This is a genomic window from Leisingera sp. NJS204 (assembly GCF_004123675.1).
Classification (GTDB): Bacteria; Pseudomonadota; Alphaproteobacteria; order Rhodobacterales; family Rhodobacteraceae; genus Leisingera.
The window spans coordinates 1,148,576-1,175,132 of sequence record NZ_CP035417.1; the positions used below are offsets into that span (position 1 = coordinate 1,148,576).

21 protein-coding genes and 1 riboswitch are annotated in these 26,557 nt (G+C 62.5%); of the genes, 14 read left to right on the plus strand and 7 right to left on the minus strand.

Features of this window, described 5'->3' with window-relative positions; translation table 11 throughout:
* Positions 1 to 66: 66 nt before the first annotated feature.
* Positions 67 to 259: riboswitch (cobalamin riboswitch) on the plus strand.
* 142 nt (positions 260 to 401) lie between these two features.
* From ETW24_RS05645 to ETW24_RS05655, 3 genes are read left to right on the plus strand one after another with little or no spacing between them, the layout of a single operon-like run.
* Complete coding sequence (locus tag ETW24_RS05645) at positions 402 to 1,412, plus strand: ABC transporter substrate-binding protein (RefSeq protein WP_129370128.1); 1,011 nt, start codon at positions 402 to 404, stop codon at positions 1,410 to 1,412.
* Positions 1,409 to 2,458 carry a FecCD family ABC transporter permease gene (locus ETW24_RS05650; protein ID WP_129370129.1) on the plus strand — a complete coding sequence of 350 codons (1,050 nt, stop codon included), beginning with the start codon at positions 1,409 to 1,411 and terminating at the stop codon, positions 2,456 to 2,458. The genes ETW24_RS05645 and ETW24_RS05650 overlap by 4 nt, the downstream gene beginning before the upstream one ends.
* Positions 2,455 to 3,216 (plus strand): ABC transporter ATP-binding protein, encoded by a 762-nt coding sequence (locus ETW24_RS05655; protein WP_129370130.1) that lies wholly within the window; start codon positions 2,455 to 2,457, stop codon positions 3,214 to 3,216. The genes ETW24_RS05650 and ETW24_RS05655 overlap by 4 nt, the downstream gene beginning before the upstream one ends.
* Positions 3,217 to 3,404: 188 nt before the next feature.
* Here the strand turns inward: ETW24_RS05655 and ETW24_RS05660 are convergent, their stop codons facing one another.
* The 5 genes from ETW24_RS05660 to ETW24_RS05680 all read right to left on the minus strand — a co-directional run bounded on the left by ETW24_RS05660 (position 3,405) and on the right by ETW24_RS05680 (position 9,364).
* Complete coding sequence (locus tag ETW24_RS05660) at positions 3,405 to 4,901, minus strand: AMP-binding protein (RefSeq protein WP_129370131.1); 1,497 nt, start codon at positions 4,899 to 4,901, stop codon at positions 3,405 to 3,407.
* Positions 4,898 to 6,319 carry an acylating sulfoacetaldehyde dehydrogenase gene (gene sauS, locus ETW24_RS05665; RefSeq protein ID WP_129370132.1) on the minus strand — a complete coding sequence of 474 codons (1,422 nt, stop codon included), beginning with the start codon at positions 6,317 to 6,319 and terminating at the stop codon, positions 4,898 to 4,900. The genes ETW24_RS05660 and sauS overlap by 4 nt, the downstream gene beginning before the upstream one ends.
* Positions 6,320 to 6,387: 68 nt before the next feature.
* A complete protein-coding gene (locus ETW24_RS05670) occupies positions 6,388 to 7,347 on the minus strand; it encodes a Bug family tripartite tricarboxylate transporter substrate binding protein (RefSeq protein ID WP_129370133.1) in 960 nt (319 codons plus the stop codon).
* A gap of 53 nt (positions 7,348 to 7,400) precedes the next feature.
* Positions 7,401 to 7,856, minus strand: a complete 456-nt coding sequence (locus ETW24_RS05675; protein WP_129370134.1) for a tripartite tricarboxylate transporter TctB family protein — start codon at positions 7,854 to 7,856, stop codon at positions 7,401 to 7,403.
* A complete protein-coding gene (locus ETW24_RS05680) occupies positions 7,853 to 9,364 on the minus strand; it encodes a tripartite tricarboxylate transporter permease (RefSeq protein WP_129370135.1) in 1,512 nt (503 codons plus the stop codon). The genes ETW24_RS05675 and ETW24_RS05680 overlap by 4 nt, the downstream gene beginning before the upstream one ends.
* A 113-nt stretch (positions 9,365 to 9,477) precedes the next feature.
* On the opposite strand from ETW24_RS05680, the gene ETW24_RS05685 reads away from it, so the two are divergent.
* Positions 9,478 to 10,500 (plus strand): LacI family DNA-binding transcriptional regulator, encoded by a 1,023-nt coding sequence (locus ETW24_RS05685; RefSeq protein WP_129370136.1) that lies wholly within the window; start codon positions 9,478 to 9,480, stop codon positions 10,498 to 10,500.
* 9 nt (positions 10,501 to 10,509) lie between these two features.
* On the opposite strand, the gene ETW24_RS05690 is transcribed toward ETW24_RS05685, so the two are convergent.
* On the minus strand, positions 10,510 to 11,397 hold the full coding sequence (locus ETW24_RS05690; RefSeq protein WP_129370137.1) for a LysR family transcriptional regulator: 888 nt from the start codon (positions 11,395 to 11,397) through the stop codon (positions 10,510 to 10,512).
* Positions 11,398 to 11,502: 105 nt separating this feature from the next.
* Between ETW24_RS05690 and ETW24_RS05695 the strand changes: the two genes are divergently transcribed.
* The 6 genes from ETW24_RS05695 (at position 11,503) to ETW24_RS05720 (ending at position 19,360) form a co-directional block, all read left to right on the plus strand.
* Complete coding sequence (locus ETW24_RS05695; RefSeq protein ID WP_129370138.1) at positions 11,503 to 12,948, plus strand: aldehyde dehydrogenase family protein; 1,446 nt, start codon at positions 11,503 to 11,505, stop codon at positions 12,946 to 12,948.
* Between the two features lie 135 nt (positions 12,949 to 13,083).
* Positions 13,084 to 14,067, plus strand: coding sequence for a membrane dipeptidase (locus ETW24_RS05700; RefSeq protein ID WP_129370139.1), 984 nt, complete (start codon positions 13,084 to 13,086; stop codon positions 14,065 to 14,067).
* A gap of 5 nt (positions 14,068 to 14,072) precedes the next feature.
* Entirely contained in the window at positions 14,073 to 15,785 is a 1,713-nt protein-coding gene (locus ETW24_RS05705) for a hypothetical protein (protein WP_129370140.1), read from the plus strand.
* Positions 15,782 to 16,429: a DUF3726 domain-containing protein gene (locus ETW24_RS05710; protein ID WP_129370141.1), complete on the plus strand. Its 648-nt coding sequence runs from the start codon at positions 15,782 to 15,784 to the stop codon at positions 16,427 to 16,429. Before ETW24_RS05705 ends, ETW24_RS05710 begins: the two co-directional genes overlap by 4 nt.
* A 13-nt stretch (positions 16,430 to 16,442) precedes the next feature.
* A complete protein-coding gene (locus ETW24_RS05715; protein ID WP_129370142.1) occupies positions 16,443 to 17,453 on the plus strand; it encodes an Ldh family oxidoreductase in 1,011 nt (336 codons plus the stop codon).
* 77 nt (positions 17,454 to 17,530) lie between these two features.
* Positions 17,531 to 19,360, plus strand: coding sequence for a BCCT family transporter (locus tag ETW24_RS05720; RefSeq protein WP_129370143.1), 1,830 nt, complete (start codon positions 17,531 to 17,533; stop codon positions 19,358 to 19,360).
* A 100-nt stretch (positions 19,361 to 19,460) separates the two neighbouring features.
* Here ETW24_RS05720 and ETW24_RS25080 read toward each other — a convergent pair whose 3' ends face one another.
* Positions 19,461 to 20,387 (minus strand): LysR family transcriptional regulator, encoded by a 927-nt coding sequence (locus ETW24_RS25080; RefSeq protein WP_129370144.1) that lies wholly within the window; start codon positions 20,385 to 20,387, stop codon positions 19,461 to 19,463.
* Positions 20,388 to 20,494: 107 nt separating this feature from the next.
* On the opposite strand from ETW24_RS25080, the gene ETW24_RS05730 reads away from it, so the two are divergent.
* From ETW24_RS05730 to ETW24_RS05745, 4 genes are all read left to right on the plus strand, one after another.
* Positions 20,495 to 22,960: a CoA transferase gene (locus ETW24_RS05730; RefSeq protein ID WP_129370145.1), complete on the plus strand. Its 2,466-nt coding sequence runs from the start codon at positions 20,495 to 20,497 to the stop codon at positions 22,958 to 22,960.
* A gap of 219 nt (positions 22,961 to 23,179) precedes the next feature.
* The gene (locus ETW24_RS05735; RefSeq protein ID WP_129370146.1) at positions 23,180 to 24,013 is read left to right on the plus strand and encodes a cytochrome c oxidase subunit II; all 834 of its coding nucleotides are present in this window, start codon (positions 23,180 to 23,182) and stop codon (positions 24,011 to 24,013) included.
* A 70-nt stretch (positions 24,014 to 24,083) separates the two neighbouring features.
* A complete protein-coding gene (locus ETW24_RS05740) occupies positions 24,084 to 25,856 on the plus strand; it encodes a cbb3-type cytochrome c oxidase subunit I (RefSeq protein WP_129370147.1) in 1,773 nt (590 codons plus the stop codon).
* Positions 25,853 to 26,557, plus strand: a complete 705-nt coding sequence (locus ETW24_RS05745) for a cytochrome c oxidase subunit 3 (protein WP_129370148.1) — start codon at positions 25,853 to 25,855, stop codon at positions 26,555 to 26,557. Before ETW24_RS05740 ends, ETW24_RS05745 begins: the two co-directional genes overlap by 4 nt.

Here is a 26,557-nt window from a genome sequence, read left to right on the forward strand (position 1 = left end):
CTGCTGTGCCCGGTTCGCAGAATTTCTGCTGCAAAGTAACTTTTTCTTGCCGCAGCGAAAGGGATGGGCTACCCGCGCTTTACCGGTCCCGAAAGGGCTAAGAGGGAATCCGCGGTGCCTGCCGGCGCCAAACGGAACTGCCCCCGCAACTGTAGGCGGCGAGAGCTGTGCCATGACGTCACTGGGCCAAAACGGTCCGGGAAGACGGCGCAGTCATTGACCCGCCAGTCAGGAGACCTGCCGGTGAAAACCGAAAGACACCGGGCGGGGTTGTCCGGGGAGGTTGCCGGTAAGATGCGCCGCCGTTTTCCGGTGCCGCAAGCGGGGGGCAGACCCTCAGCCTTACCGGTCAATGCCCTTTCACCCGTTCTCCGGTCATTGACACATGGAGATCGAATATCATGTTTTTGCGTTCCGGCCTGATCGGCCTTTCCTTCATCGCTGCCGCACAGGCTGCGGCGGCCAGCGAAACCTTTCCGCTGACCATTGAAAACTGCGGCCAGTCGGTCACATTCAAGGCGCCGGCAGCGTCTTCGGTGACGGTTGGCCAGGCGGCGACCGAAGTGCTTTACGCGCTGGGGCTGGGCGATAAGGTGCTGGGCACCTCAGTCTGGTTCAACGACGTGCTGCCCGAATACGCGGACCTGAATGCCAAGATCGACCGTCTGGCCGACAACGATCCGAGCTTTGAAAGCGTCGTGGCCAAACGCCCCGGCCTGGTGGCGGCGCAGTACGAATGGCACGTCGGCCCCGAAGGTGTTGTTGCCAAGCGCGAGCAGTTTCATGATCTGGGCATCCCGACCTATGTGATGCCCGCCGATTGCGTCGGCAAGGACAACACCACCGGCGGCGACGGCACCCGCACGCAGATGTTCACCACCGGCAGCTTGTATCAGGGGATCGAGGAACTGGCGGCGATCTTTGGCGAAGCCGATAAGGGCGCCGAGCTGGTCGCCGAATATAAGGCCCGCGAGGCGGCAGCTGTTGCCAAGGCGCAGAAGGTCGCACTGGAAGATGCTTCCGCTGTGTTCTGGTTCTCTTCGCCGGAAATGGAAAGCGATCCGTTTGTGGCAGGCGAGAAGGGCGCGCCGGGCTACATGATGCAGCAGCTGGGGCTGCGCAACGTCATTGAGACCGACGAGGAATGGCCGACGGTCGGCTGGGAGACCATCGCCAAGGCCAATCCGACGGTGATTGTGATTGCCCGCATGGACCGCCGCCGCTTTGCCGCGGATGACTTCGAGAAAAAGCTGGACTTCCTGCGCAATGATCCGGTGGCGAGCCAGATGGATGCAGTCAAGAACAACCGCATCGTTGTGATGGACGCCCAGGCGATGGATGCCACCATCCGTGCCATTCCGGCGCTGGAGGATCTGGCTGCTGAACTCAGCGTGATCGGCACCAGCCAGTGAGTGCAGCCGCTGCAATCACATGGCAGGGCGTCAAGGGCGCGTGCCTGGCCTTGCCGGTGCTGGTTGCAGCGGTTCTGGCAGGCGCAATGATCGGGGAAACCGCGCTTGCGCCCGACCTTGTCCTGTCTGTTCTGGCCAATAAGCTGGCCGGGGCAGGGCTGCCGGTTGATCCGATAGATCAAGGCATTGTCTGGAGTTACCGGCTGCCGCGCGCGCTGGTGGCGGGGGCCTGCGGGGCGGCGCTGGCGGTGGCGGGCGTGGTGCTGCAGGCCCTGCTGCGCAACGCGCTGGCGGATCCCTATATCCTGGGCATTTCCGCCGGCGCCTCGACCGGGGCGGTTGCGGTGACCATTGCAGGGCTTGGCGGCGGTGCGCTGTCGTTGTCCTTTGGCGCTTTTAACGGCGCGCTGCTGGCCTTTGGCTTTGTTGCTGTTCTGGCCCGGGCCGCCGGAGCAGGCGGCAGCCGCGCTGCGGCAGCGCAGATCGTGCTGGCGGGCATTGCAGGCTCGCAGCTGTTCAACGCGCTGACTGCTTTTATCATCGCAAAATCCGCCAACGCCGATCAGGCTCGCGGCATCATGTTCTGGCTGATGGGCAATATGGGCGGGGTGCGCTGGCCGGATGTGTGGCTGGCAGTGCCGCTGGCGCTGGCGGGCTGGGTCGTCTGCCGGTTCCATGCGCGGGCGCTGGATGCCTTTACCTTTGGCACCGATTCAGCGGCCTCGCTGGGTGTTCCGGTGCGGCGGGTGCAAGTTATCCTGATCTTTGCTACCGCGCTGACCACAGCGGTGATGGTGTCCATCGTTGGCTCCATCGGCTTTGTCGGCCTGGTGATCCCTCATGCGGCACGGTTCCTGGTCGGTCCAGGGCATCGCAGGCTGATGCCGGCCGCGGCGCTGACCGGCGCGGTGTTCCTGATTGGCGCCGACATCGTGTCCCGGATCATAATCCCTGGCCAGGTGCTGCCAATTGGCGTTGTCACCGCCCTGATCGGGGCGCCGTCCTTTGCGGTGATCCTGGTACGCGGGAACAGGGCTGCGCGATGAAGATCGAAGCCCGCAGCCTGTCTTACTCCATCCGCGGCAAGCTGCTGCTGTCTGATGTCTCATTGATGGTTCAGCCGGGAGAGACCCTGGCGCTGGTCGGTCCGAACGGGTCCGGGAAGTCCACGCTGATGCGCCTGCTGGCGGGGTTGGCACGCCCGTCGCATGGCGAGGTTCTGCTGGCGGACAGACCCTTGGCGCAGCTGACGCGCAGAGAGGTCGCCCAGCGGACCGCGATTGTTGAGCAGCAGTCTGATACCGCCGAGCGCATCACCGCACGGTCGGTGGTGGAACTGGGGCGGACGCCCTGGCTGTCAGCGTTGAGACCCTGGAGCAGCGAAGACAGCCTGCATGTGGAAAACGCGCTGAAGACGGTGGAAATGGAGGGGTTTTCCAGCCGCGAATGGGCCACATTGTCCGGCGGTGAACGGCAGCGGCTGCACATCGCCCGCGCACTTGCGCAGCGGCCCGGACTGCTGCTGCTGGACGAGCCGACAAACCACTTGGATATTCATCACCAGCTGTCGATCCTGAATTGCATCCGGAACCTGAAAGTGACCACCGTCGTGGCACTGCACGATCTGAATCAGGCGCTGATGTGCGACCGGGTGGCGGTGCTGTCGGGCGGACGCCTGGTGGCGCTGGGCACACCGCAGATAGCATTGAACCCGGATACAGTATCGGAAATTTTCGGGATCAAGGCCCGCTGGATCCGTGACGCGGACGGGGCAGGACCGTTCCTGTCCTTTCATCTGGCGTGAGCGGCTGCGATGCTGCACTCCCGCCCGTTGCCGGGTCTCCTGACGAAGACCCCGCGCCCGTTGGGTCCGGCGCCGCGCTGCCGCGCGGCGGACCGGTCAGCACTGCTGACCGGATGTTTCGCGCGCGAAACATTGAGGCAGAATAACTGACCTTCTCATAATTTTGCGGGCGAGGGTTCCTGGGGCGTTCAGCTATTGGTGATCTCCCCAAGGATTTTGTTGCGCTGGATCTTCCCTGACGGCCCTTTGGGCAGGTCCGGCAGGATGTGGATTTCGTCCGGCGATTTGAACCGGCCCAGTACGGACTGGCAGATTTCGATCAGCTCCAGCGGTGTCAGGGAGGAGCCGTCGCGGATTTTAACGGCGGCCTCGACCGTTTCACCGTAGCTTTTGCAGGGGCGGGCAAAAGCGGCGGCCTCGATCACGTCGGGGTGTGAATAAAGCGCCTCGTCAATCTCGCGCGGGGCGATGTTTTCGCCGCCTTTGATGATCAGCTCTTTCAGGCGGCCGGTGACAAAGACATAGCCGTCTTCGTCGATGCGGCCCAGATCTCCGGTCCGCAGCCAGCCGTCCGGGGTGAATGTGTCCGCCGTGGCCTCCGGGTTGTTCAGGTATTCCAGCATCACGTTGGGGCCGCGTACGGCCAGTTCACCCTCGGTGCCATCGGTTACCGGCTGCTGGTTTGCATCCAGGATGGCGATGCCGTTGCCATAGCCGACACCGGGGGAGCCGATCTTGCGGGTGCCCGGAGGCAGCGGATTGGACAGGATCTGCGCGGCGGTTTCCGTCAGGCCCATGGTTTCGATGATGGGAATGCCGAACCGGTCTTCAAACGCACGCTGCACGTCCGGAGCCAGCGCCGAGGACGCGGAACGGCCAAAGCGCAGGCGTGCCCTGGTGCTGTCAACGGGATCAAGCTCTGAGTGCAGCAGATGCGATATGATGGTCGGCACCACCGAAAACCACGTGGCCTTGGACCAGCCCGCATGCGCCCAGAAGCGGCTGGCGGAGAAACGCTCGCACATGGCCAGCGAGCCGCCGGAAATCAGCGTGCCCATCACCGTCACGCACAACCCGTTGATGTGGTAGACCGGCAGCACGCACAGACCGCGGTCCTGCGGTGTCAGCTCATGCGCGATGGCTGTGGTCCAGCCGCCGGCCAGCAGGCTGGCGTGGCTGTGCACCACCCCCTTGGGCTGCCCGGTGGTGCCGGAGGTATACATCAGCAAAGCGTGATCACCGGCAGAGAGCGGGTGCAGCTCTGCCGGTGAACCGCCAGCTACTGCCTGCCTGTCCAATGGGGAGAGGATGGACAGGTCGGCAGCCTGCGCGAACAGCCCGGTCTGGCTGTCATGCACAAACGCAAAGCGGGCGCCGCTGTGCTGCAGCGCGTAGGCGACGGCACTGTTGCCCGCGACCAGATTGATCATGGTGGCGCGGAAGCCGCCGTAGAGCACACCGAACAGGCATTCGAGCGCCTCGCGCCCGTTTGGCTGCAGGATCGTGATGCTCTCGCCCTTGGCGATGCCCATCGCGGTCAGCGAACGGGCGATGGCCTCAGCCGTGCTGTGCAGTTCTTGCCAGCTGAGATCCGGCGCGCCATCGGGGAAGACAAAACCGGTGCCGCCGTCCTGGGCGCGTTTGTTCAGCCAGTCGCGAATGGTTCCTTTGGGCGGTTCCATCATTGTCCCGCCTCCGCCCAATAGCTGGCAAAGATGTCGTCCAATGGCGGTTCGCGAGGTGCGGTTTCGCGCACGATCTTGGTGGTTTGCACGAAATGCCGCCAATGGAGGTTGGTGTCGATCGAATTGCCGCCCCAGCTGCCGCATCCCATCGACAGCGAAAACGGCATCCCATTGGTGAAGGCGCCGCCGGTGGCAAACGTATGGGCCTGATTGACGATCACCCGGCAGGCCGGCATTTCGCGGCCCAGCTCAACGGCACGTTCGTCCTTGGCAGTGTGGATGCCGATGGAATGGCCGCCGCCCTGATGATCCAGAATGCGGGCGGCGATGGCTTTGGCATCCGCGAAATCCTTGGCACGGTAGACCGCCAGAATGCGGCTCAGCTTTTCGCCGGACAGCGGGTGATCCGGGCCGATGCCCTTGGTTTCCACCGCCAGGAATTTTGTGCCTGCGGGGACTTTTCCGCCCATGTCCAGCGCAGCCAGCATTTTGTCCGCGTCCTGTGCAATGACGTCGCGGTTCAAGTGGCCGTCCGGCCAGAGCCTGGCGATGATGCCGTCTGCGTCAGCCTCGGGGATCAGCGCGCCGCCTTCCTGGGCCAATGCGGCGATAAATTGGTTATAAATGGCGTCCACTACCACAACCGAGTTCTCTGAGGAGCAGGAGGTGGCGTTGTCGAACGTCTTGGAGGCAGTGATCTTTGCTGCGGCGCCGGACAGATCGGCGGTCTCGTCCACGATCACGGGTACATTGCCTGCCCCCACGGCCACAGCAGGGGTGCCGCAGGATTGGGCGCGGTGGACGTTGTTCTGGCTGCCGGTGCAGATCACCCGGTCGGCGGTCTCCATCAGAGTCTGGGTCTTGGCCTTGGAGCCGGGCGCGGGGATCATCTGCACCAGATCCGGGTCAAGCCCGAGCTTGGCGAATTCGGCGTGGATATAGGAGAGCAGCAATTCGCAGGACGCGACACCCTTGGGCGAGGGGGCCACAACAATGGCATTGCCGCCTTTCAGCGCGTTGATGATGTTGTTGGCAGGCGTCGCCGCCGGGTTGGTTGAGGGGACAACGGCGCCGATCACGCCGATGGGGCGCATTATCTCGGTAATGCCGGTCGCGGGATCGTCGCTGATGATGCCCTGGGTCTGAACGTTTGCAATGTCGCGCAACAGTCCCAGCGTCTTGCGGTGGTTCTTGATGATCTTGTCCGGCACGTTGCCCAGGCCGGTGGAGTCAACGGCAAGCTTGGCCAGGGACCGGTTGCGGGCAGGTTCCATGATGGCCCAGCCTGCCGCCAAGACTGCCTTGTCATACAGCGCCTGGCTGCCGCGGGTCTCGAATGCCTGCTGGGCGGTGCGCGCGCGCGCCACGATCTGTTCCACCTCGGCGATGCCAGAGGCGAGTGCGTCCTGAGCGGTCATGTCTTTCCTCGATTGATTGTCCGGGGCAGGGGCGCTGCCCCGGAGGGTTTCGGCCAGTGGGCGCGGGGTCAGAGCCCGGCCAGAAGTTCCTTGAGCGTCTGTTCGCGGGCGGCCCACATTGCTTTGACCTCGTCACGGCTCATGATGTGCATGGGCGAACCGCCGGCCTGCATCTTCTTGGCCACGCGGGGGTTTGCGAACATCTCGGGCACGGTGGCGGCGAGTTGGTCGATCACCTCTTGCGGGGTGCCTTTGGGCACCATCACGCCGCGGAAATTGACCGAGGAATTGTCGACGTCCAGTCCCTGCTCCTGCATTGTGGGCACGTCGGGCAGGAACTCCGAACGCTGCAGGTCCGCCACGCCCAGAATTCTGACGTTGCCGGCCTCCTGCGCGCGGAAGGCGTCGGACAGGTTATTGATGCCGCCCATAACCTCGCCGGCGATCACCGCCTTCATCGCAGCGGCGCCGCCGCCCTTGGTCGGGATATAGGCCATCTTGACGCCAGCGGCCTTTTCGATCTGCAGCGCGGCAATATGGTGGCCAACAAACAGCCCGGCGCCGGAGAAGGTCAGCTTGCCCGGGTTCTCCGTGGCATGGGCAACCACATCCGCCATTGAGGTGAAAGGACTGTCCGCGGCGACAACAAACACCGCCGGGTCGGCGCCCCAGTTGGCGATGGGTTCAAAGCTGTCAGAGGAATACTGCACGCCGCCCTTGATCGACTGGGCGATGAAGTGAGGCACGTTGTAGGCCGCCAGTGTGTAGCCATCCGGATCGGCCTGGGTGGCGAACCAGTTCCAGCCGACACGGCCGCCGGCGCCGGGCTTGTTGATGATGGCGATGGGCATCCCCAATGCATCCTCGTTGCCCGCGGTCATGGTCACGATCCGGGCCTGGAAATCAGTGGCACCGCCCGCGCCGTAAGAGACCATCATCATGATCGGGCGTTCCGGGTAATCCTCGGCCAGGGCAGCGCCGCCCAGGCCCATCAGCGCCATGGCTGCGCCTGCAATCAGTTTCTTCATTTTCTTCTCCTCCCTAATGATTTCGCTATTGTTTCCGGGCCGCGTTAAAACGGTCAGAACAGAATTTCACGTGGTGTGTAGACGCTCAGCAGCAGCGCAAAGAGCCCGTACATCACTGCAACAAAGCAGGCGGTGACCACTGCGCGCTTGATCCAGGTTTTACCTTCGGAATGCGGCGCGGGGTCATAAAGCGACAGCAGAATGAAAAAGCCGATGGTGGTGGCGGTATAGAACCCCAGCGTCTTGGCAGCCCAGAAGACATAGATCAGCATCACCACCAGCCCCGGAACCATGTTCAGGAACATCGTGCGGGACACGCCCGAGCCGACCTTGCTGAGGCCGAGGACGGCTTTGCCAAAGGTCCAGCCGGCCAGCACCACAAACACCGAGGCGATCAGGCGCGGGAACAGGAAGGCTTCGGCGGGGGCCTGGGTGTAGCTGATCCAGGCAACCCAGATGCCCACAGCAAAGACCAGACCGGAGCCGAAAATGTGCTGAGAGCGGTTCATGCCTGCGCCTCCTCTTTGGTGGTGTAGCGGCGGCTGCGCAATTCCATCCAGGCCGAGTAGGCGACGGAGGCAACAACCACGGCGATCAGGAAAAGGTTCAGCCCGCCGGACAGGAAGTAGCTGGCCCGGCCGACTGTGGCATCGGCGATCATGCCGCCCTGGATGAAGTTGGATTCCGCGATCGGACCCAGGATCAGACCCAGCACCAGCGGTGCGGCGGAGAAGCCGAAGCGTTCCAGGAAATACATGCCGATGCCAAGGCAGGCCATCACATAGACGTCGCCCATCGAACTTTGCACGGAATAGGCACCGAACACCGACAGCGCCAGCACGATGGCGGCCATCACCGATTGCGGCACCTGGGCGACGCGGGCAGCAAGCCCCGCCACGTAAAGGCCGAAGAGGCACATCAGAACCTGGCCCACCAGCATCGAGTTGATGAAGGTCCAGGCCACATCGGGGTGATTGTCGAACAGATCGGACCCCGGAAAGATCCCGTGGATCAGCAGCCCGCCCAGCAGCACCGCGGCGGTGGGGCTGCCTGGGATCGACAGGGTCAGCAGCGGCACCAGCGACGGGCCGACCATGGCGTTATTGGCAGCTTCCGCGGCGATCACGCCCTCGCTGTGACCCTTGCCGAATTTCTCCTTCTCAGAGGAGAACTTCTTGGTCTGGTCATAGGCCACCAGCCCGGCGATCTGGCCGCCCACACCGGGGATCAGGCCAATGATCGAACCGGTGATGGTGCCGATGCCCAAGGCCAGGGGACGGCGGATCAGCTCCTTGGTGGCGTCCAGAACCGAGTGTTTTTGCACCTCGATCACCTCGGCACCTGATGTGCGGCGGCCCTTGGCGAACATGGTCAGCACCTGCGGGATGGCAAACAGGCCGATGAGGGCCGCGATGATATTGATGCCGCCGCCAAGCGACGGGTGGAAGATAAAGCGCTGGGCACCCATGATATCGTCAAAGCCGATGGTTGCCAGCCACAGCCCGATGCAGCCCGACAGCAACCCCTTGACCACCGAGGCGGAATCGAGCGAACCGATCACCGTGACGCCCAGGATCGCCAGCCAGAACAGATGCGAGGGGCCGAATGCCAGCGCCCATTCGGCCAGCAGCGGTGTCAGGAAGATCAGCAGCAGCACGCCGAAGATGCCGCCCACGGCAGAGGCGAGGAAGGACAGTTGCAGCGCCTTGGCGCCCTGGCCCTGCTTGGCCATCTGATGGCCGTCCAGAGTGGTGGCGATATTGGCCGGCGCGCCGGGGATCTTCAGCAGGATGGCGCTGACGGCGCCGCCTGCAACAGTGGAGGTATAGGCCGCCCCCAGAAGGATCAGACCCTGCACAGCCTCCAGATGGAAGGTGAACGGGATCAGCAGCGCCACTGCCATAGTGGGGGAAAGCCCCGGGGTTGCCCCCAGGATCAGCCCGCCAATCGTGCCGCCCAGAAGCAACAGAAAGGACAGCGGCGAGAAGACGTCTCCGAAGTAAAATATGAAGTCCATTCAGGGCCTCCCAACCCGGCTGATCCCGTTTTCACGTTTCTTGACAATTCAGGTTAGGCCATGAAAATAGTATTGCAAACGTTTTCATAAACTGTCTCGCGGGAGGGGAAGTTTTGGCTTTAAAACAAAAGGGTAACGTCGATATCGTCGCGGTGGCCAAGGCTGCCAAAGTGTCTCCCTCCACGGTGTCGCGTACCTTTAATCACCCGGATCTGGTCAGCCCGGCGACTCGCAAAAAGATCAGCCGCGCAGTGCAGAAGCTTGGTTACATCCGCAACCGCGCGGCGCAGACGATGCACGGTAAGCGTTCAGCTACTATCGGTCTGGTTGTGCCAACAATCAACCATGCGATTTTTGCCGAGGTGATCCAGGCGTTTTCGGATGCCATCGGCAAAGAGGGGTTCAGCCTGCTGCTGGCCTCGCATGGGTATGATCTGGAGCGCGAGTACGCGATGGTGCGCAAGTTTCTGGAACACCGGGTCGACGGGGTGGCGCTGATCGGGCTGGAGCATTCGCAGGCCACCGCCCGGCTGATCGCGCAGCAGGAAACCCCGGCGATGGCGATCTGGAACTATGCCGAGGATGCGGAACTGCCTTGTGTCGGGGCCGACAACCGGCAGGCAGGCAGGATGGCAGCGGCGCATCTGCTGGAGCTTGGGCACCGCGATATCGGCCTGATCTTTCCTGACACCCGCGGCAATGACCGGGCGCGGCACCGGCTGTCGGCGGTGCTGGAAACCCTTGAAGCTGCAGGCATCACCGTGCCGCAGGACAGAAAATCCGAGGCGCCTTACAGTGTTGCGCAGGCCAAGCAGGCGGCCTTGGAGCTGCTTGCCGGCCCGTCCCGTCCGACGGCGCTGTTGTGCGGCAATGACGTGATAGCCCAGGGCGCGCTGTACGGGGCGCAAAAATGCGGGCTGAAGGTGCCAGAGGAGCTGTCGGTGATGGGGATCGGCGACTTCAAAGGCTCGGCTGATATTGAACCCGGCCTGTCAACGGTCCGGATCCCGGCTGAAACCATAGGAACGCTCGCAGGTGCGCAGTTCACCCGTTTTATCACATCCGATGCGCCGGAACCTTTCAGGCTGTGCTGTGAACTGGAGCAGATCATCCGGGGGACAACCGGGCCGGCCTAAGCAATTGCGCTAGCCGGGAAGATCGCAGGACAGGTCGCAGGATTGGATGAATGCGCTGCATTCCGCGGTAAGCGAGGCAAAGCGGGAGCGGTCGCGCTGGTACAGATAAACCTCGCGCCTGTCCGGCAGATCGGCAATCGGGCGGAAAGCCGTGGTTTCCGGCATGAAGCGGGCCACGGTTTGCGGCAGAACCGTGACCCATTTTCCTGTGCGCACCATGGTGATCAGTGAATGGGTGTTGTGGATCGTCACATCCGCGCCGCTGCTGGCCTCGACAAAGCGCTCATTGCGGATCAGATCACACAGCGCATTGCGGACAAACCCAGCGCCGGTGACATCCGCAATGGAGGGCGGGCTGTCTTGCTGAAACAGCGGGTGCACGGCAGAGCAGACCAGTCCGAAACGGTCCTCGAACAGCGGCACTGCCTTGACCCCGTTCAGCGGGTGATAGCCAGAGGCGATGCCGATATCCGCCTTGCCCTCGGCCAGCGCATCCAGCACCTGCTGGGTGTCGGTATCGCGCAGTTCAACTTTAAGGCCGGGGTAGCGGGCGGTCATATGCTCCAGCACCGGCGGGAACACCAGCGCCGCGACCGAGGGAACCGAGACGATGCGGATCAGCCCGTGAATGGCCTCAGCCGCCATCTCGATGCTTCGCACCGTCTGGTCGAACTGACGCACTTGTTTCTGGGCCAATTCAAAAACCTGCTCTCCCAAAGAGGACAGCTGGTTCTTGCGTTCGCCTTCGAACAGCTTTTTGCCCAGATGGTCCTCCAACTGTTTGAGGGTCATGGAGACGGCGGACTGGGTCCGGCCCAGACGGTTGGCCGCCTCTGACAGGTTGCCGGTCTGTGACACCGTGCAAAAGGCACGCAGCATTTCGATTTTCAAAGCCATGACTTCAGAAATTCTGTAGTTACGTTCAGTTAATTGAGTTTGACTGATGCGGGTGCCGAAGTCCATCCTGCTGTAAATCTTAAAATCAGCATCTGGGGCTTCTCTGTGACCAAATTGAACCTGATTGCCGGCGAATGGCTGGCTGGCGAAAGCGAAATCGAAAACCGCAATCCTTCGGATCTGAGCGATCTGGTCGGCATGTTTGCCCAGGCCAGCGCCGATCAGCTGGAGGCGACGCTGGACCAGGCACAAATCGCGCAAGCCGAGTGGGAAGCCTATGGCATGGAGCGCAAGCAGGCCGTGCTGATGAACATCGGCAACGAGCTGATGAGCCGCGCCGAAGAACTGGGCACGCTGCTGGCCCGCGAAGAAGGCAAGCCGTTTGCTGAAGGCAAGGGCGAAGTCTACCGCGCCGGTCAGTTTTTCACCTATTACGCCGCTGAATGCCTGCGTCAGCTGGGCGAAAACGCCGATTCTGTACGTCCCGGCGTTGAAATCGACGTACGCCGCGAAGCGGTTGGCACCGTTGCCATCATCAGCCCCTGGAACTTCCCGACCGCGACCGCGTCGTGGAAGATTGCGCCGGCGCTGTGCTACGGCAACGCCGTGGTTTGGAAACCTGCCAACATCACCCCGGCATCGGCTGTTGCGCTGACTGAAATCATCCAGCGTCAGGATATCCCCAAGGGTCTGTTCTCGCTGGTCATGGGCTCGGGCCGCTCAATCGGTCAGCGCCTGGTGGAAAGCCCCAAGGTCAACGCCATTTCCTTCACTGGTTCGGTTCCGGTTGGCAAAGGCATCGCCTCGGCCGCGATCCAGAACCTGACCAAAGTGCAGATGGAGATGGGGTCCAAAAACGCGCTGGCGGTTATGGACGATGCAGATATTGATCTGGCTGTGACCCTCGCGCTTGGCGGTGCCTTTGGCAGCACCGGTCAGAAGTGCACCGCGTCGTCGCGTCTGGTTGTGCATGCTTCGGTTCACGATGAATTTGTCGAAAAACTGGTTGCCGGCGCCAGCGCCTACAAAGTCGGGCACGCCCTGGAAGAGGGGACGCAAATTGGCCCCGTTGTCAGCCAGCAGCAGCTGAACGAGAACCTGGCCTATGTCGATCTGGGCAAATCCGAAGGTGCCGAACTCGCCTGCGGCGGTCAGCGTCTGGAGATGCCGCACGAGGGCTATTACATGTCTCCCGGCGTTTTCCTGAACACCAACAACCAGATGCGCATCAACCGCGAGGAAATGTTCGCGCCGCTGACCAGCGTGATCAAGGTCGGCAGCTATGACGAAGCGCTGAGCGTGGTGAACGACACCAACTTCGGCCTGACCTCGGGCATCGTGACCCAGTCGCTGGCCCGCGCAACCCATTTCCGCCGCAACGCCCGCACCGGTGTTGTCACCGTCAACCTGCCGACCGCAGGCACCGACTATCACGTGCCATTCGGCGGCCGCGGCGACAGCTCCTATGGCCCGCGCGAGCAGGGCAAGGCGGCGGCGGAGTTCTATACCACCGTCAAGACCGCCTACATCAGCGCCGGCAATCCGGTCTGATTATTGGACCCCTGGCAGCGCCGTGCAGCCGGCCTGCCAGTTTATGGACGCGTCCGTTCTGCCCATTGCAGGGCGGGCGCTTACTGCCCGCTCCAATGGGCCGGGCGATGGTTTTTTGAATTTCGAGGTGCTTGAATGACCGGATACCGTATCGATTGCCTGCAATATGCCAACTGGTCGGAAAAGATCTTCCGCCAGCTGCGCGAGGGCGGCGTGGACGCGATCCAAGTCACCATTGCCTATCACGAGAACTTCCGCGAAACGGTTCTGAACTTTGAGAAGTGGAACCGCTGGTTCGAGCAGTATCCGGACCTGATCATGAAGGGGCAGTGGGCCTCTGACATCGACAAGGCGCGCGAAACCGGCCGCACCGCGGTATTCTTCGGTTTCCAGAACCCCTCGCCGATGGAAGACGACATTGGTCTGGTTGAGATTTTGCACACCCTGGGTGCGCGGTTCATGCAGCTCACCTATAACAACCAGTCGCTGCTGGCGACCGGCTGCTATGAGGCCGAGGATCCAGGCATTACCCGCATGGGCAAACAAGTGATCAAGGAGATGAACCGGGTTGGCCTGGTGGTCGACATGAGCCATTCGGCAGACCGTTCCACCATCGAGGCGGCTGAGCTGTCCACCCGCCCGATCGCCATCACCCATGCCAACCCGCATGAGTGGTCGCCCGCCCTGCGTAACAAGAAGGATGACGTCATCCGCGCGGTGACCGGCCACGGCGGCATGCTGGGCTTTTCGGTCTATCCGCATCACCTGAAAGACAAGGGCGCCTGCACCCTGCAAAGCTTCTGCGAGATGGTTGCAAGCACCGCTGACAAATACGGGGTGGAACACCTCGGTATCGGCACCGACCTGTGCCAGGATCAGCCCGACAGCGTGGTTGAGTGGATGCGTGTCGGCCGCTGGAGCAAGGAAATCGATTACGGCGAAGGATCAGCCGCCGCTCCGGGCTTCCCGGAAATGCCAAGCTGGTTCAAGGACAACCGCGACTTTGGAAACATCGAAGAGGGCCTTCGCGCGACGGGCATGAACGATGATGAGGTCAGCGGCATCATGGGCGGGAACTGGCACCGGTTCTTTGCCGAAAACTTTGGCCCCAAAGGATAACCTAAATGGAAACAACCGCGCAGACATCAATATCACTACGGGACCCGGCGCAGGTCATGCGCCTTAGCCGTCTCGGTTCTTTGCACCAGTGCCGCCTCAGCTTTATGCGGATTCTGACACGGCGCATGGCCCGCGAAAACTGGAGCTTTTCGCGCCCCAGGTTTGATATTGATGAAAACGGGGTCGGCGTTGCGGTCTTTTCCGCAACCGGCCCTGCGCGGACCTATTCCCTGATCGCCTTTGCACATGATCTGCCGCCTGAAATGCGGTCGGACCGGGTGATTGCGACGGCCTGGGACGCCACCTTTGCCCTGTTCGACGGTGTCCCGACAGACGACGACATCGAACGCCTTTCGAACAATGTCCCTTATCAGGAAGCCGGCCGGGTCAGCGAACGCGAGATTTCGGTATCGCGCGCCAACCGGTCCGTGCGCCTGTGGGAACATGTGGTTTCCGCCTTGTCCGAAGGCCGCCAGCCGGATGCCGCCCAGCTTGATGCCGTCGGCTATCTGATGCGGACCACGGCTGTTTACGGATCAGGAAAACTGGGTGCGGCGGACCGCGAGATGATCGCAAAGCGCCCGGAATTCCAGGTTCCGTTCCAGGCCGAGATGCTGTCGGTTTTCCTGACCCGCTGGTTCGTGCGCGATCTGGTCCAGCATATGGCAGACCTGCGTGCCAAGGCGGCAGGCCGGACAGCAGCACAGCTGGACCCGGAACTGGCCCGTTCGCTTGGGATCGGCAATTCAACCGGACTGGGCATGGCGCCATTCCTGCTGAACCATCCGGTTCTGTTCAACAACTGGATCGCCGCCCGCGAGGATGCAATCCGTATTGTCCGCAGTCTGGACAGCGCATCGGAGGACGAAATCGCCCTGTTCCTGCGGCTTTTGCAGCGCAGCAAAAAGAATGTTGACCTGTGGCAGTCCGAGCATGAGATCCAGGTGCGCAAACTGGCCGGGCTGCGGAACGACCTGGAACAGATCGACGCCTATCTGAGCACTCCGCAGGTGCTGAGCGGTCCCCAGCCATGGGATCAGATGCACCGCTGGGCCGAAGAAACACTGTCTCTGGAAGGCCAGGAATGGCTGGCCTCAATGATGCTGGAACCCTATGGCAGCCTGATTGACGAGTTGAGCGACGGCATGGCGGCAGATAACACGCCGACATTCCGGATTGCTGGAGCGATGACCATTGACGAACTGCGCGGGCTTCTGACGCGGATTTACGAATGGGCGATCGGTACAGACTGGCAGAAACGGGAAAACCGGGCCCGCGCCTGGTATGTTTCGGAAGAAAAGCTGGAACCGCGCCTGGGCGAACGGTTCGAGGAGCCGGTGGAGGAATACGAGCAGCCGCTGGCGCCTGGCCGGGATGCTGCGGCGCTGTTCAATGCGCTGGCGCATTGGCAGGGCGAGATCCGCGTTGCCGAGTTCCTGCTGCGCCATCCTGAATACCGCCATACAGTGCGCCGCGCCCAGATTGCAGGCCGCGCACCTTATGCCGAGATCCGGGACAACACGATTTCGCACGACGTTCTGCCGATTGACATGCTGCGTTGCAAACTCGCCTTCTTCGGTGCTACGCAGTTTGATCCCCGCTCTGACCGCTGGGTGCGGATCTGCATGTACGGCAATGCGCCCTATCCGCAGGAGCTTTCGCAGGAGAACGCCGAATTCTGGGTCTATCCCAGACTGGAAGAGGGGGCATTGGCATGAACCATTCCCTGAATGAAATCGAAGCAATGTGCAAACGCGCCGCCCGTGGCGCCGGTCTCCCCTGGGGATTGGCCGAGGAGGCTGCAAAAGGCACGCGCTGGCTCTCTTCCTTTGGCTTTCCGGGGGCGGAACTGCTGGCTGCGCTGCTGGAGATGAACGACCGTTTGCCGCCCGCAGATCTGGCGCCCTTGACACTGGCAGGGGTGTGGAGCGCCCCTTCGGGGCGGATGAGCCCGCTGATTGCCGGCGCCGCCTTAAGCGACTGCGCGGTGCAGCTGATGGATGCGGGCCGGATCGAAATGGAGCGTGTTTGCGTGCCGCTGCTGCTGGTTCCTTTTGCTGCAGGGGCTGCGTTGCGGCTGGAGACTCCGGTTGCTGTTGAATGGGCGGGTGTCTACCTTGCAACAGATGGCCGCCAGCTGTGCGCGCGGGGTGCTCCCGACGCCTACACAGCGATGCTTGCCGACAAGGTCGCTTTCACAACTCCGGCTGAAATGACCGACCGCCGGGAGCCGGTTTTGCGCGGCAGCGCACCGGCCGAGGCCTGGGACCGCCTTGGCGTTCTTGCCCACCGCACTTATGCGCCCGCCACCGAAGCCTCGCGATTGCGCGGCGCAGGTGCCGGGCTGTCCGACAACGACTGATAGAGGCGTCGCTATGACCGAAACCAAAACCCTGACCCTTGCCGAGATCGAGGATCTGTCCTTCCGCGCCCTGGTGGCGGCCGGCACGTCCGAGGCCAACGCCCGGCCGCTGGCTGTGGCCACCGCAGCAACCGAAGCGGATGGCGTCGCCAGCCACGGCCTGGCCTATATCCCGATCTATGCCGAGCATGTGCAATGCGGCAAGGTGGACGGGCAGGCGGTTCCGGTTCTGGCGCGCCCGCGTCCCGGCGTGGTGGCGGTGGATGCCGCCACCGGCTTTGCCCATTCTGCTATTGATATGGGTTTCGAGGCGCTGATCCCGGCTGCCCGCGAGCAGGGTGTCGCGGTTCTGGCGATCCGCAACAGCTATAATTGCGGCGTGCTGGGCTATCACACCGCGCGTCTGGCCCGTACCGGCCTGGTGGGGCTGGGCTTTACCAATGCGCCTGCCTCCATCGCGCCTTCGGGCGGCAAGAAGCCTGTTGTCGGGACCAATCCGTTCTCCGTGGCGGTGCCGGGTGAAGACGGCGAACCGGAACTGCTGATTGACCAAAGCGCCAGCACCATCGCCAAAAGCGAAGTGATGAAACACGCCCGCGAAGGCAAGGAGATCCCGCTGGGCTGGGCGCTGGACGCTGATGGCAATCCGACCACCGATCCGGATGCGGGCCTCAAGGGCTCCATGGCGCCGTCGGGCGGCTACAAGGGGGTTGGTGTCGCGCTGCTGACCGAGATTATGGCCGCTGCGCTGACCGGTGCGACCCTCGGTATCAACGCCTCGCCGTTTTCCGGCACTGCAGGCGGGCCGCCCAAAACCGGCCAAATGTTCATCGCAATCGACCCGGTTGCCACCTCAAATGACAGTTTTCGATCCGGAATGGTCGGAATCGTAGAAGCAGTACGTGCGCAGACTGGCGCACATCTGCCGGGCGACGGGCGCCGCGGCAAGCGGATCAAGGCCCGGACAGATGGCGTCGCGGTCAGCGTAGCAACGCTGAACAGGATCAAAGCCCTAATGGGCTGACGCCAGGCTCCGGCGGTTGCGCGAACCGCCGGAAAATCCGCACTTCGGTGCGGCACGTGCGAAACGGGAGGAAACGCATGTCAATTAAACAACCTTTCACCGATCTGGAGATTAAAACCTCCGACGGTGGCTTCTATAAGGGGCACAGTCTTGAGATCGCTTTGCTCAGCAAGGGGATCATGGTCGCTTTGGTTCTCTGGGCCTTGGTCTGGCCGGCCAACGCCACCGGCGTTCTGGGCAGCCTGAACTGGCGCATTCTGGAAGACTTCAACGCCTTCTACATCGTTATCGTCGGCTTCTTCGCCTTTTTCCTGTTTGTGGTCGCCGCATTGCCGCAAACCGGTAAGCGGATCATGGGGACGCCGGGACAAGGCAAGGAGTTCTCGGACTTCTCCTGGTTCTCGATGATGTTCGGCGCCGGCCTGGGCGTCGGCCTGATGGTTTTTGCTACTGCTGAGCCGCTTGGCCTTTGGGGTTCCAACCCGGAAGTGCTGGCGCAAAACGTGGTTCCGAACACCGAAGAAGCCATTCAGTCCGGCTTCCGCTACACATTCCTGCACTATGGCTTCCACGCCTGGGCGATCTATGTGGTGACCGGCCTGTCGCTGGCCTACTACGCCTATACCCGCGATATGCCGCTGACCATCCGCACCGCGCTGACACCGCTGTTCGGCAAGCTGATGAACGGCATTGCGGGCCATGTGGTTGACGTGCTGGGCGTGGTCGCCACCATCCTGGGTGTGTCGGTGACCATCGGTTTCGGCGTGTCGCAGTTCGTTGACGGCGTCTATGCCATCACCGGCATGGAATGGATGATGGACATGAGCGGCGACGCGCCTGCACCGGGCACTGTTGGCCTGCTGTCAGGTCTCTTTGCCATCATGGGCCTGTCGATCATCTCGGCTGTGTCCGGCGTGGGCCGCGGCGTGAAGTATCTGTCGAACCTGAACCTGGTTCTGTCGCTCATCCTGCTGCTGACTTTCGTGGTCTTCGGCTCGTTCATGTTCGCAATGACCACCTATGCTTCGGCCTTTGTGGACTATATCCTGCACTTCGTTTCGCTGAGCTTCGGTCCCTACACCCCGCAGGCTGCAGCCGACTTCTCGGCAGCGCTGCCTGCTGAAGCGGCGCCTTATGCAGATGCGCTGCGTGGCGGGGCGACTAACGCCTGGGGCTCCTTCGACGGCTTCAAATCGGGTCTGGAAGGCGAAGCCGCCGCCCTGTCCGACGATGTACTGTCGGCAGCTTATGCTGCGGGTGAACCGCAGCGTCAGTTCGGCTGGCAGGCAGGCTGGACCACCTTCTACTGGGCCTGGTGGATTGCGTTCTCGCCTTTCGTCGGCCTGTTCCTGGCACGCATTTCCCGCGGCCGTTCGGTGCGTGAATTCATCATCGGCTGCGTGTTTGCACCGGCGATGGTCTGCTTTGCCTGGATGGCAATCCTGGGCGGCACCGCAATCGACCTGGAACTGAACGGCGCGGCAGAAGGCGCCATCATCGGCGCGTCGAACACCGCCAAGCTGTTCGTGACCCTGCAAAGCATGATCGACGGCGGCCTGCTGTCCGGCATCACCATCATGTGCGTGGTGCTGATCATGACCTTCCTGGTCACCTCGGCGGACTCGGGCATCCTGGTGATGAACACCATCATGTCCGGCGGCGACCAGAACATCGGCAACAAGCATAAGATCGTTTGGGGCCTGATCCTGACAGCCGTGATCGGCACCCTGCTGTTCGCGGGCAAGCAGAACGGCGGAGCCGACCCGATGGAGGCGCTGAAAAGCGCGATGATCATCGGCGCGCTGCCCTTCACCATGGTCATGGGCCTGATGTGTGTGGCTTTGGCCAAGGCGCTGTTCCGTGACGGCCAGCGTGAAAAGGCTGGGGAAAGCGCACCTGCTGAATAAGCAACACCTCCGGGCTGCTATACCAGAGCGGCCCGGTAAACCGATCTGCCGCCCGTTCAGGCGGCAATAGGGCCGGCGGGAGAAATCCCTCCGGCCCTTTTCACGTCGGGCTGACTGGATCCTGGCTGGCGGCCTCCAGTTTGAACCACTTCAGCATCCGCTCCAGCGCGCTGCCACCGGATTCGCGGTACTGCAGAAAATAACTGTGCGGCCTGTCCGACACCGAAGGCCCCAGCCGCAGCACCTCGCCGGCTACCAGGGCCTGATCGGCAATCCCCGCCCAGCCCAGCCCAATGCCTTCGCCGCGCCGCACCGACTGCAGCAGGAACGGATAGGCGTCGAATTCCGCGGCGGTGCCGAATTGCGGCGCCTGCAGCCCTGCATGGGAAAACCAGCCATCCCAGGTCAGAAAGCCGGAGGTTCCGGTGTCAAAATGCAAAAACAGATCCGGCGCGAGTTGCGCAATGTTGTTCTTTGCCTCTGGGTAGGCCTCCAGAAAACCGGGGCTGCATATGGGGAAGGTTTCTGCCGGGATCAGCGGAAAATAAGGGCGGTCCGGCATCCGTGACGGATCCCAGACAACTGCTGCATCCAGGCGGCTGAGGTCGATGTCCCCCAGCTGATCTGTGGTCACGACCCGCACCCGCCTGCCGCCCAGAAAGGCCCTCAGATCCGAGTAACGCGGCATCAGCCATTGATCTGCAAAGCCGAAGGTGCAGGCGAGCGTCACCTCATCTGTCTCCGGTGCAGCCAGAACTTCGCTCCAGGCCTGATCAACATGGCCCAGTCCCAGCGCCACCGCATCGGCCAGCCGGGAGGCATTGGCAGTCGGGGTGATCCGGTTGTTGTTGCGCTCGAACAGCGGCTGCCGCAGGCGCTCCTCCAAAGTGGAGATATGGCGCGAGACCGCAGGCTGGCTGAGGCCCAGCTCCACCGCGGCGCGGGACAGGCTGGCATGGCGCACCGCCACTTCCAGCACCGATAGGGCATTCAGCGATCCGGCAGTGGGGCGTATTGAGCGTTCCATAGGAAATTGTTAGGGAGCGCATGCTTTTTTGGCCAGTGGATATTGCGGGGTCTGAAGATAATCTGTTGCGGATTGAACTTTGAACCGACAACAGGCGAGACCTCCCCATGCCGCAGCGCCCCCTTTCCCATATCCGCGTTCTCGACTTCGGCCATTACCTGGCCGGTCCCCTGACCGGCATGATGCTGGCCGATATGGGCGCCGAAGTGATCCGCATTACCCCGCCCGGCGGCACCGGCTTTGACGGCCCGGCTTTCGACATGCTGTCGCGGGGCAAGCAGGTGCTGGAACTGGACCTGAAATCCGATGAAGGCCGCGCCACCGCAATTGAGCTGGCCAAACGTGCCGATGCGGTGATCGAAAACTTCCGCCCCGGTGTTATGGACCGCCTGGGCCTGGGGCCGGAAGTGCTGCGTGCCGCCAATGATCAGCTGGTCTATCTGTCGATGCCGGGCTTTGCCTCCACTGACGCTGATCTCGCGGACCTGCCCGCCTGGGAGGCGGTGATTGCCGCCTATACCGGCCAATTCACCGACATGGGGCTGAACCGCCGCCTGATGGGCATCAACCCGTCTTTTTCGCCTCTGGCGCTGGCTTCGGCTTATGGGGCCAGCTTTGGCGCTATGTCTGTGCTGTTTGCGCTGAACGCGCGGGAACAGAACGGCGGCGACCATATCGAGGTGCCGCTGGCCGCCGCGCTGCTGGAGGGGCTGGTCTATAACTGCGAGCAGATCGAGGACTACCCCGAGCGCTATAAATCCCCGCGCGAGGTGGAGCTGGACCGGCGCGAGGCCGAAGGCCTGCCGATGAATCTGAAGTTCGCGGAGCTGTCCGAATTCCTCGACCCGTTCTACCGCACCTATACCTGCGCCGACGGGCGCGGCTTCTATGTGGTGGCCGGCTCGGTCGCAACCCACCCGCGGCGGGTGCTGGAGACCCTTGGGCTGAAGGACCTGGCCGATGAGCTGCCGGATTTCTCAGCCTATCTGGACACCAAGGATTGGCCTGCCGAATGGTCAATGCGCAATTATCCGGTGGGTCCGTCCGACCGTGCGCGGGTGTCATCTGCGATGAAGGCCGCATTCCTGACCAAGCCCTCGTATGAGTGGGAGGATTTGTTCGGCGCCGCCAAGGCCCCTGCCACTGCACAGCGTTTCACTAGTGAATGGCTTGATGACCCGCATGCGCTGGCCTCGGGCCTGGTGCTGCAGGTGGAGGATGCCAAGCACGGAACAATGCGTCAGATGGGCAATGTGGCCTGGCTGAGTGATGACGCAGGCGCGGCGCAGAAGATCAGCGCCGCCAACGCTGATCTGTCTGCGCTGCTGGCCGAGCCGGAGCGTGGCGGTGGCAGCAGTCACGAGGGCAAAGGGTGGCTCGACGGATTGAAGGTCGTTGACCTCACCAATGTGATTGCCGGGCCGACCATCGGTTCAACCCTGGCGCGGTTCGGCGCTGAGGTGACGCTGGTGCAGCCGGTTGAACCGTCTGTCGATCCTTGGAACACGGTGGTCTTTGGCATCCACGCGCAGCGCGGCAAGGAAAGCATCCTGCTGAACCTGCGCACGGACGCGGGGCAGGACGCATTGGCCCGCCTGATTGCCGGCGCTGACGTAATCACGATGAACGGCACCGATCAGCAACGGGACAAACTGGGACTGTCTCCGGCGCGGCTGGCCGCTATCAACCCGCGCCTGATCCTGGTGCAGCTGGATGCCTTTGGCGGCCCTATGCGCGGACCGAAGTCGGATCACCTGGGCTATGATGATCTGGCGCAAGCCGCCACCGGCGTGATGCTGCGCTTTGGCGGCGGCATAGGCACGCCCGAAGAGCACGCCCATTTCGGCACCATCGACGTGCTGACCGGTTTTTGCGCCTGTGTGGCTCTGGGCGGCGCTTTGCTGCGGCTTAAGGAAACCGGCAAAGGCGGAGTGGCGCGGGCCTCGCTGGCGGCGGCGGGCAATCTGATCCAGGCGCAGTTCATGTACGGCCACGCGGGCAGGGCGCCCTTTGACGAACCCTCAGGCCGCGAGGCGCTGGGGTGGGGGCCGTTCTACCATTGTTATCAGGCCGCGGACGGCTGGTTCTTCTTTGCGGCGCCCAGTGAGCGCGGCGCTGCGCTGGCGCGGGTGGCAGAGCTGGCAGAACTGGCCGCGCTGCCGGTGGATCAGCTGCATGCCCCCCTGTCCGTGCGGTTCAGCACGCAGCCGCTGGCGCATTGGCGTGCGGCATTTGCCGGAACCTCTGCCACGGCGGTGCCGCTGTCGTCGCTGCACGAAACCCGCGATGCGTCGCTGCAGCTGGAAAGCGCCGGCAGTATCGATCTGAAGGAAGCAACGTTCCGGGTGATCCGCCACGACCGGCACCCGATGGGCCGCTGGTGCGATCTGGTGGCGCCGAATGCGGTGCGCCCGCAAGCAGGCCGGATCACTATACCGGGGCCTGCGCCGAAATACGGTGCGCACACCAGAACAATCCTGGAGCGGTTGGGTTACCCGCCGGAACAGGCTGAGGCGATGATTGCCAGCGGTGCTGCGGGTGAGGCCTGGTCGGCAAAATACTTGCCGGAATAGACCTTGGATCTGCGGTCTTGCAGAATATGGGCGCCCGGGCCGGGCGCCTGTTTGTCCTTGCCGGGAAATGCGGGGAAATGGAAATTATCTGCCGCAAAAGGCGTAAAACTTCCGGAATCTGGATTAATTTGTGAAACCGTAATATAGTGGCATCTCATGCCAAATGAACCTGTGTGCCGGACGGACGGAAATGTCCGGGCAGCGGGGAAAGGGGGCGGGATGCTGATTGCGGTCGTGCTTGTGCTGATCGTGGCGGGATCTGTTGCGTTCCATCTGTTAAGCCCGTGGTGGTGGACGCCGATCGCGTCGAATTGGGACTATATCGACGATACGCTGGTTATAACCTTCTGGATCACCGGCGCGGTGTTTGCCGCGGTGGTCCTGTTCACGGCCTATTGCGTTTGGAAATTCCGCCACCGGCCTGGGCACAAGGCGGAATTCGACCCGGAAAACAAACGGCTGGAGGTGTGGCTGACAGGTGTGACCGCTGTGGGGGTCGCGGCGATGCTGGTGCCGGGTTTGTTTGTGTGGAAGCAATTCGTCACCGTGCCTGAAGACGCCACTGAACTTGAAGTCTTTGGCCAGCAGTGGAGCTGGGCCTACCGGCTGCCCGGCGCCGACGGGGTGCTGGGCACCGCCGATGCGGAATGGGTGAACGGGGAAAACCCCTTGGGGGTCAATCCGCATGACCGCTTTGGCAAGGATGACCTTATCATCGAGGGCGGTGAGATTTACCTGCCGGTGGATAAGCCGGTGAAGCTGCTGCTGCGCTCGATTGATGTGCTGCACAATTTCTACGTGCCTGAATTCCGCGCCAAGATGGACATGGTGCCGGGCATGGTCACCTATATCTGGCTCATCCCCACCCGCACCGGCACCTTTGAAGTGTTATGCGCCGAGTACTGCGGCACCGCCCATCCCTTCATGCGCGGCTATGTGAACGTTGTGGAGGCGGCGGAATACCAAGAGTGGCTGCAGGAGCAGCTGACTTTTGAAGACTATGCCAACGGGGGCTCTGAAACCGGAGCCGGAACCAGGCTCGCAAGGCGCTAAGGGGGCGGGCGCAAAGCGCCCCTTTGTGAGGAAGGCCGGGCGATACATCAGAATTGGATGGAGTTCTGCAATGACCGACTACTTGCCTGAACCGGACAGCAATCTGCCGCCGCGCGAAGTGGCCGATGTGATGCCGCCGCATGCGCACAGCTGGACCGGCAAATACGTTTTCTCGCAGGATGCCAAATACATCGCCATCCAATACTCCGGCACCGCCATTGCAATCGGCATGGTGGCGCTGGTGCTGTCCTGGCTGATGCGGCTGCAGCTGGGCTTTCCAGGCACCTTCGACTTCATCACGGCCGAGGCCTATTACCAGTTTGTCACCATGCATGGGATGATCATGGTGGTCTATCTGCTGACCGCGATTTTCCTGGGGGGCTTCGGCAATTACCTGATCCCGCTGATGGTCGGTGCGCGCGACATGGTGTTTCCCTTCGTCAATATGCTCAGCTTCTGGATCTACCTGCTGGCGGTGCTGGTGCTGGTGGCCAGCTTCTTTGTCCCCGGCGGCCCTACCGGCGCAGGCTGGACGCTGTACCCGCCGCAGGCTGTGCTGTCCGGTACGCCGGGCGGTGCGCAGGGCGGGATCATCCTGATGCTGCTCTCGCTGATCCTGTTCATCATCGGCTTCACCATGGGCGGGCTGAACTATGCCGTCACCGTGCTGCAGGCCCGCACCCGCGGCATGACAATGATGCGGCTGCCGCTGACGGTCTGGGGGATTTTCACCGCCACGGTGATGGCGCTGCTGGCGTTTCCAGCGCTGTTTGTGGCCTGTGTGATGATGCTGTTCGACCGGCTGCTGGGCACCTCGTTTTTCATGCCGACGCTGGTCGAGCTGGGTGAAAAGCTCAGCTATGGCGGCGGCAGCCCGATTGCGTTTCAGCATCTGTTCTGGTTTTTCGGCCACCCCGAGGTCTACATAGTCGCGCTGCCGGCGTTCGGCATCGTCTCCGATCTGATTGCCGTGCATGCGCGCAAGACCGTGTTCGGCTACCGGATGATGGTCTGGGCGATCGTGATCATCGGCGCGCTCAGCTTTATTGTTTGGGCACACCATATGTATGTCTCGGGCATGCATCCGTGGTTCGGTTTCTTCTTTGCCACCACCACGCTGATCATCGCCATTCCCACCGCGATCAAGGTCTACAATTGGGTGCTGACCTTGTGGAAGGGCGATATCCATCTGACCATCCCGATGCTGTTTGCGCTCGGCTTTATCGTCACCTTCGTGAACGGCGGGCTGACGGGGCTGTTCCTGGGCAATGTGGTGGTTGATGTGCCGCTGTCGGACACGATGTTTGTGGTCGCCCATTTCCACATGGTGATGGGGGTGGCGCCGATCATGGTGATCTTTGGCGCGATCTATCACTGGTATCCGCTGATGACCGGCCGTCTGCTGAACCAGGCAATGGGCCAGATCCATTTCTGGGTCACCTTCATCGGTGCCTATGCGATCTTCTTCCCGATGCACTATGTCGGCCTTGTCGGGGTGCCGCGGCGATATTTCGAGCTTGGCGAGCCGGAGTTCCTCACCGCGCCGGTGGAAGGACTGAATGCCTTCATTTCATCGGCGGCGCTGATTGTCGGCGCGGCGCAGCTGCTGTTCCTGTTCAATATCCTCTGGAGCCTGCGCCACGGGCGTGCGTCGGGCAGCAACCCTTGGCGGGCGACCTCGCTGGAGTGGCAAACACCCGAAATCCCGCCCCGGCACGGCAATTGGGATGAGCTGCCCAATGTCTACCGATGGGCCTATGACTACAGCGTGCCCGGCGCGGCTGAGGATTACGTCGCACAGACTGACCCTTGGGTGCCGGACGGGCAGGGGCAGCGGCTGTGACTGTCATCCTCGCCTTTCTGGCGCTGGTGGCGCTGGCTGCGGGTCTATGGCTGTCGCAGCAGCATCTGGCCGCCAAACCCTGGCTGGAAACCGGGATTGCGCCCTTGGCGGGTCATGGTCCGGGCCGCGCGCCGGGCATCATCTTCATAGCGGTCTTTGTAACGGTGATCGGCGGGCTGTTTGCCATGCTGGGCAGCGCCTTTGTCATGCAGATCGAAGAAACCCCATGGGAGCTGGTGCCGCTGCCGGGCCGGGTCTGGCTGAACACGGCGTTGCTGCTGCTGGCCAGCCTGTGTCTGCAATTTGTGGTGATGTCCGCACGGGCAGGCACGCAGCGCTGGCTGCGCGGCAGCCTGATTGCAGCAAGCATCGCCACACTCGCCTTTCTGGCCGGCCAGATGCAGGTGTGGATCTCTTTGACTGATGGCGGTTACCGGCTGGACGGCACCCCGGCGGCAAGTTTTTTCTATCTGATCACCGGCCTGCACGGGCTGCACATGCTGGGCGGTATCATTGCACTGGCGATGGTCTGCGCGCGCCATGCCGGAACCGGATCAGGGGACGTGAAGGCACTGCTGCCGGGTGTCCGGCTCTGTGCGCTCTACTGGCACGCGCTGCTGGCGTTCTGGCTGATGCTGTTTGCGCTGCTGCAGGGCTGGGGCAACGCGTTTCTGGCGCTCTGCCGCGCGGCTGTGAGTTGA

Bases quoted from the DNA above. Each gene is read 5' to 3' on its own strand.
- ETW24_RS05645 (WP_129370128.1), top strand. From the start codon at position 402: ATGTTTTTGCGTTCCGGCCTGATCGGCCTTTCCTTCATCGCTGCCGCA.
- ETW24_RS05705 (WP_129370140.1), top strand. From the start codon at position 14,073: ATGGAAACAACCGCGCAGACATCAATATCACTACGGGACCCGGCGCAG.
- ETW24_RS05735 (WP_129370146.1), top strand. From the start codon at position 23,180: ATGCTGATTGCGGTCGTGCTTGTGCTGATCGTGGCGGGATCTGTTGCG.
- ETW24_RS05700 (WP_129370139.1), top strand. From the start codon at position 13,084: ATGACCGGATACCGTATCGATTGCCTGCAATATGCCAACTGGTCGGAA.
- ETW24_RS05715 (WP_129370142.1), top strand. From the start codon at position 16,443: ATGACCGAAACCAAAACCCTGACCCTTGCCGAGATCGAGGATCTGTCC.
- ETW24_RS05655 (WP_129370130.1), top strand. From the start codon at position 2,455: ATGAAGATCGAAGCCCGCAGCCTGTCTTACTCCATCCGCGGCAAGCTG.
- ETW24_RS05740 (WP_129370147.1), top strand. From the start codon at position 24,084: ATGACCGACTACTTGCCTGAACCGGACAGCAATCTGCCGCCGCGCGAA.
- ETW24_RS05710 (WP_129370141.1), top strand. From the start codon at position 15,782: ATGAACCATTCCCTGAATGAAATCGAAGCAATGTGCAAACGCGCCGCC.
- ETW24_RS05690 (WP_129370137.1), bottom strand. From the start codon at position 11,397: ATGGCTTTGAAAATCGAAATGCTGCGTGCCTTTTGCACGGTGTCACAG.
- ETW24_RS05660 (WP_129370131.1), bottom strand. From the start codon at position 4,901: ATGATGGAACCGCCCAAAGGAACCATTCGCGACTGGCTGAACAAACGC.
- ETW24_RS05730 (WP_129370145.1), top strand. From the start codon at position 20,495: ATGCCGCAGCGCCCCCTTTCCCATATCCGCGTTCTCGACTTCGGCCAT.
- ETW24_RS25080 (WP_129370144.1), bottom strand. From the start codon at position 20,387: ATGGAACGCTCAATACGCCCCACTGCCGGATCGCTGAATGCCCTATCG.
- ETW24_RS05670 (WP_129370133.1), bottom strand. From the start codon at position 7,347: ATGAAGAAACTGATTGCAGGCGCAGCCATGGCGCTGATGGGCCTGGGC.
- ETW24_RS05720 (WP_129370143.1), top strand. From the start codon at position 17,531: ATGTCAATTAAACAACCTTTCACCGATCTGGAGATTAAAACCTCCGAC.
- ETW24_RS05680 (WP_129370135.1), bottom strand. From the start codon at position 9,364: ATGGACTTCATATTTTACTTCGGAGACGTCTTCTCGCCGCTGTCCTTT.
- ETW24_RS05675 (WP_129370134.1), bottom strand. From the start codon at position 7,856: ATGAACCGCTCTCAGCACATTTTCGGCTCCGGTCTGGTCTTTGCTGTG.
- sauS (WP_129370132.1), bottom strand. From the start codon at position 6,319: ATGACCGCTCAGGACGCACTCGCCTCTGGCATCGCCGAGGTGGAACAG.